We start from the raw sequence: 4,909 nt of genomic DNA, 5'->3' as shown, positions 1-4,909 counted from the left end.
CCGCGGAGGCTTCCGTTGCCTCGCCATCCTCCGTCGCCCTAATGCGCAGTCGCGCCCGGTCGCCTTCGAAGCATCGCTGCGAATCGGGGTCGCCGTGCACGCGGACCGTCGGCACGGGATGTTGCCAGCTGATGGAGCACAGCACCCCCAGCAGCGGCGCCGCGAACGCGATCAGCTGCCACCGCGCGCCGATCACCGCGGCCGCCAGCGCCAACCCCCCGCACGTCGCGATCGCCCGCGTCAACGCTGATGCACGCCACCGGAATTCGACCTCGCGAGTGGTCACGGCGCGCTCATCCGGAGCCGCCCTGGCCGCCGGTCCGCGGCACCGGCAGGCGGCGTAGCAACTCGCCGACGACATCGGCGCCCTGAATCTTTCGCACCCACATCTCCGGGCGCAGGGTGATTCGATGCGCGACCGACGGGATGGCGAGCGCCTTGACATCTTCGGGGATCACATAGTCGCGGCCGAGCAAAAGCGCACGGGCTCGGGCGAGTTGAACAAGGTCGAGTTCGGCGCGCGGGCTGGCGCCCACCGCCACCTGCGGATGATGCCGCGTGGCGTTGGCCAGCGACACGACGTAGTGCAGCACGTCTTCGTGCACGGTCACCTGCTCGACCGATTCGCGCATCGCGAGCAGGTCGTGCGCATCCACGACCTGGTTCACGGTCGGCTCGTTCGAGCCGCGGTCGAGGCGGCGGCGCAGCATCGCGGTCTCGTCGCGCTCGGAGAGGTACCGCAGTTCCAGGCGGATCGCGAACCGGTCGAGCTGCGCTTCGGGCAGCGGATAGGTGCCCTCGTACTCGATCGGGTTGTCGGTCGCGAGCACGATGAACGGCTTTGGCAGCTGGTGCGTTTCGCCGTCGATGCTCACCTGGCCCTCGGCCATCGCCTCCAGCAGCGCCGCCTGCGTCTTGGGTGGCGTGCGGTTGATCTCGTCGGCGAGCAGCAGGTTGGTGAAGATGGGTCCGGACCGGAAGGCGAAGCGGCCCGATTGCATGTCGTAGATGGTCGAGCCGAGCAGGTCCGCTGGCAGCAGGTCCGGGGTGAACTGCACGCGGGTGAATTGCAGACCCAGCGCGGCGGCGAATGACCTGGCGATCAGCGTCTTGCCCAGGCCGGGCAGATCCTCGATCAGAACGTGGCCTCGCGCGAGCACCGCGGTGAGGATGAGCGTGAGCGCGGAACGCTTCCCCACCACCACACGCTCGATCTCATCGAGGACCGCCTCGCAGTGGGCCGTCGTTGTTGCCGCCGGCAGCGTCATACCTGTTCCAACTTTCGCAGAATCTCTTCCAGCGCCGCGCGGCCGGGGCCGGGCCGCCGGTCGCCGGTCGGAGCGACGTTGTTCGGATTGACCCATTCCCAGAGCTCGGTCCCGAAGAGCATCTGACCGCTCGCCTGATACGCCAAGGGGTCTTTGGATCGCCGTTCGCCCGTAGCCATCTCGTACCTGCGCGCGAGCATCGGACGCAGGTGCCGGTCCCAGTCCACCCGGGTCGATTCCGACCATCGGATCGTGGTCTCGGTGTTGGACAGCCAGCGGCGCAACGAATCGCCGAGGTCGTCGGGCTCGGTTTCGCCCTCGAACGCCATTCCGCTGCCCAGCACGCGACGCACGGTGAGCAGCACCAGCGACAGCGCGCCACCGGAGGCGGCCAATACCAACCGTCGATCGTCCTGTATCAGCGCCAGCAGCTCGATCCCGACGACCAGGCAGACGCCAAGGGCCAGAGTCTTTTTCATGCGGGACTCCGGGATCTCAGTTCATCGAGCACCAACTTCAGAACGCGCACCGCCACGTCGCGGTGGCCCTCGTTCATGACGTGCGGGCTGAAACGCGCCTCGGCGAACAGGCTCACCAATTGCACGGCGTTGTCAGCGCGCAGCGCATGGTGCTCGACCGCCCGGGCCAACACCTCGGTCGGGGTGTCGAAGTCCTGCGGGGCGGCGCCGGGCACATTGGCGAGCTCGCGCTCCATCGCCGCGTAACAGGCGATGATCGCCTCGCGCGGTTCACGGCTGAGGTCGGTCATCTCGGCGAGCCCGCGTTCGGCTGCGCGCGCCAGCGATCCCGAACGGGTCGGCGGCGCCGGGGCTTCCGCAAAGTTGTCGGCGACGGTGGCCGGGGCCGCCGCGCGCCCACGGCGCCGCGACATGACGACCGTCCCGGTGGCGATGATCAACACCGTCGGAACGGTCGCGGCGAGCAGGATGCCGAACATGTCCGCATTCGGCGGGTGTGTCCGCCGCGGCGCAGCGGCGTTGGCGGGCTCGGCGGACGCAGCGCCGCTCGCCGGCGCGGGCGGTGTCTGGCCGGCGCCGTGGACGGGCAACAGGCGGGACCCGACCAGCATGATCGACAGCCAGGCGGCGAGGACCGCCAGCCCGATGAGCACGACACGCCAGCTGGGCCGGTCCCTGCCGGTGCCAAGCAGCTCCGACAGCTGGCCGGCCTGCGGGGCCGCCGCGCGCGGGTCCCGCAACCGCGCGATGACCGCGATCGCCACCAGCGTGAGTGCCGCCCCGAGGATCGCCACCACGAATATCAGCGCCGCACCGCTGCTCGCGGATTCGTCCCGCGGCCCGCGATGGGAGGCTGGCAGATAACCGCGGAGGGCGGCCGAGACGACGAGCAGCAGCACGATCAGGGCGACGACCCGCCCCGTGGCCTTGTCCACACCAGGCATTGGCACACCACTCGACCGGTTGGCTATGCCTCATCCTGGCACGTCAGGCAGGGGTTATCTACAGTCCACGGTTCATCGCGTCACACCGTGCACCACGATGGCGGTCGTCTGCTCCACCCACGCATCGTCGAGCTCGTCCTCCGGGCGTAGCAGCATGCGCAGCATGGTCGCCCCCCCGATCAGCTCGATTAACCGGTCCGGGTCCACGTCGGGATGGGCTTCGCCGCGGTCGACGGCGTCACTCAGCCGCACCCGCACAGTCGCGAACAGGCCCGTGAAGCGGGACATCACCCGGGCGTTCAGCGCGGGATCGGCCGTCATGTCGGCCACCAGCCCCGGCAGGGCGGCGCGGACGACCGGGGTGGTGAAGACGTCGCGGGTGGCCTCGATCATCATGCGGATGTCGGCGGCGATGTCCCCGGCCGGCGCCTCGAGAGCGGTCGGCGCCACCGGGAATGCCGCCTCGTGCACCAATTCCGCCTTGCTCGACCACCGCCGGTACAGCGCGGATTTCGTGGTCCCCGCCCGCTCGGCGACCGCCGCCAGGCTCAGGTTTGAATAGCCCATTTGGACAAGCAGTTCCGCGGTGGCCGATAGGATCGCCGAGTCGATACGCGGGTCCCGCGGGCGGCCTGCGCCGGGGGCCTTGTCAATGGTGGACGGGTCTGCTTTCATAACGCTACCTACCGTATCGTAATTGCCGCGCCGAAGTCTCAACGAGAATCTCAAAGAGAATGAAGTTGCAAAGAATGGAGGCCACCCGTGGCCAACGAACCCGTGCTCGACAAGGTCGACCGACTTCAGCGCTCCAGCCGAGACGTGACGACGTTGCCCGCGGTGATGTCGAAATGGTTGTCGACCGTGCTGCCCGCCGGCGCGAGCCCGCAGGTCACCGTCGAAAGCGGCGTCGACTCGACGGGCATGTCGTCGGAGACCATCATTTTGACCGCGCGCTGGCAGCAGCACGGCGCGCGGATCGAGCAGAAGCTGGTGACCCGGGTCGCTCCCGCCCCCGAAGACGTGCGAGTCTTCCCCACCTATCGGCTTGACCACCAATTCGAGGTGATCCGCAAGGTCGGCGAACTCACCGACGTACCGGTCCCGCCGGTGCGCTGGCTCGAGCCCACCGGCGATGTGCTGGGCACACCCTTCTTCGTGATGGACTACGTCGACGGTGTGGTGCCGCCCGACGTCATGCCCTACACGTTTGGCAACAACTGGTTCGCCGACGCCCCCGCCGAACGCCAGCGCGAACTGCAGGACGCGACCGTCGGGGTGTTGGCGAAACTGCACTCAATCCCGAACGCCCAGAACACTTTTGGCTTCCTGCCCCACGGGCAAGACGACGACACCGCACTGCGTCGGCACTTCGATTGGGTGCGGTCCTGGTACGACTTCGCGGTGCCCGACGTCGGCCGCTCACCGCTACTGGAGCGGACCTTCGCCTGGCTGGAGAACAATTGGCCGGCCGAACCGGACGCGCGCGAGCCGGTGCTGCTTTGGGGTGACGCGCGGGTGGGCAACGTGTTGTACCGCGACTTCTCCCCGGTGGCTGTGTTGGACTGGGAGATGGTCACACTCGGGCCGCGCGAGCTCGACGTGGCGTGGATGATCTACGCGCACATGGTGTTTCAAGAACTGAGCGGCCTGGCCGGGCTGCCCGGCCTGCCGGAGGTGATGCGCGAGGACGACGTCCGCGCCACCTACCAGCGCCTGACCGGCGTGGAAGTCGGCGACCTGCGCTGGTTCTACGTCTACTCGGGCGTCATGTGGGCCTGCGTGTTCATGCGCACCGGCGCGCGCCGGGTGCACTTCGGCGAAACCGAGAAACCCGACGATGTCGAGTCGCTGTTCTACCACGCCGGGCTCATGCGCCGTCTTATCGGAGAGGACCACTAATGCTCGGACCGCTCGACGAGTTCCCGGTACATCAGATCCCGCAGCCCATCGCGTGGCCGGGTTCTTCGGACCGCAACTTCTACGACCGCTCCTACTTCAACGCCCACGACCGCACCGGGGACATCTTCGTGATCAGCGGCATCGGCTACTACCCCAACCTCGGCGTCAAGGACGCGTTCTTCCTGGTGAGGCGCGGCGATACCCAAACCGCTGTGCATCTGTGTGACGCCATCGATCAGGATCGCCTGAACCCGAACGTCAACGGCTACCAAATCGAAGTGATCGAGCCACTGCACAAACTGCGGCTGGTCCTGCACGA

5 protein-coding genes and 2 pseudogenes are annotated in these 4,909 nt (G+C 67.9%); 2 read left to right on the top strand and 5 right to left on the bottom strand.

Annotated features, from left to right (window positions below):
* The 5 genes and pseudogenes from A5695_RS06635 to A5695_RS06615 form a co-directional block, all read right to left on the bottom strand.
* Positions 1-286: pseudogene (locus A5695_RS06635) on the bottom strand (DUF58 domain-containing protein); the annotation flags it as partial.
* Positions 287-293: 7 nt separating this feature from the next.
* The gene (locus tag A5695_RS06630) at positions 294-1,268 is read right to left on the bottom strand and encodes a MoxR family ATPase (protein ID WP_068079330.1); all 975 of its coding nucleotides are present in this window, start codon (positions 1,266-1,268) and stop codon (positions 294-296) included.
* Positions 1,265-1,747 carry a hypothetical protein gene (locus A5695_RS06625; protein WP_068079329.1) on the bottom strand — a complete coding sequence of 161 codons (483 nt, stop codon included), beginning with the start codon at positions 1,745-1,747 and terminating at the stop codon, positions 1,265-1,267. Before A5695_RS06625 ends, A5695_RS06630 begins: the two co-directional genes overlap by 4 nt.
* A complete protein-coding gene (locus A5695_RS06620) occupies positions 1,744-2,691 on the bottom strand; it encodes a DUF4129 domain-containing protein (RefSeq protein WP_068079328.1) in 948 nt (315 codons plus the stop codon). Before A5695_RS06620 ends, A5695_RS06625 begins: the two co-directional genes overlap by 4 nt.
* Before the next feature lie 72 nt (positions 2,692-2,763).
* Complete coding sequence (locus A5695_RS06615) at positions 2,764-3,366, bottom strand: TetR/AcrR family transcriptional regulator (protein WP_068079327.1); 603 nt, start codon at positions 3,364-3,366, stop codon at positions 2,764-2,766.
* Between the two features lie 87 nt (positions 3,367-3,453).
* Between A5695_RS06615 and A5695_RS06610 the strand changes: the two genes are divergently transcribed.
* Both A5695_RS06610 and A5695_RS06605 read left to right on the top strand, forming a co-directional pair.
* A complete protein-coding gene (locus tag A5695_RS06610; protein ID WP_068079326.1) occupies positions 3,454-4,590 on the top strand; it encodes a phosphotransferase family protein in 1,137 nt (378 codons plus the stop codon).
* A pseudogene (locus A5695_RS06605) lies at positions 4,590-4,909 on the top strand (hypothetical protein); the annotation flags it as partial. The gene A5695_RS06610 and the pseudogene A5695_RS06605, both read left to right, overlap by 1 nt.

Source organism: Mycobacterium sp. E1747 (assembly GCF_001667775.1).
GTDB lineage: Bacteria > Actinomycetota > Actinomycetes > Mycobacteriales > Mycobacteriaceae > Mycobacterium.
Note: the sequence above shows the minus strand (reverse complement) of the source record. Positions and strands in the feature narration are given on the sequence as shown.

Excerpts from the sequence above, each read along its gene's own strand:
- A5695_RS06630 (WP_068079330.1), bottom strand. The coding sequence starts at position 1,268 with ATGACGCTGCCGGCGGCAACAACGACGGCCCACTGCGAGGCGGTCCTC.
- A5695_RS06625 (WP_068079329.1), bottom strand. The coding sequence starts at position 1,747 with ATGAAAAAGACTCTGGCCCTTGGCGTCTGCCTGGTCGTCGGGATCGAG.
- A5695_RS06620 (WP_068079328.1), bottom strand. The coding sequence starts at position 2,691 with ATGCCTGGTGTGGACAAGGCCACGGGGCGGGTCGTCGCCCTGATCGTG.
- A5695_RS06615 (WP_068079327.1), bottom strand. The coding sequence starts at position 3,366 with ATGAAAGCAGACCCGTCCACCATTGACAAGGCCCCCGGCGCAGGCCGC.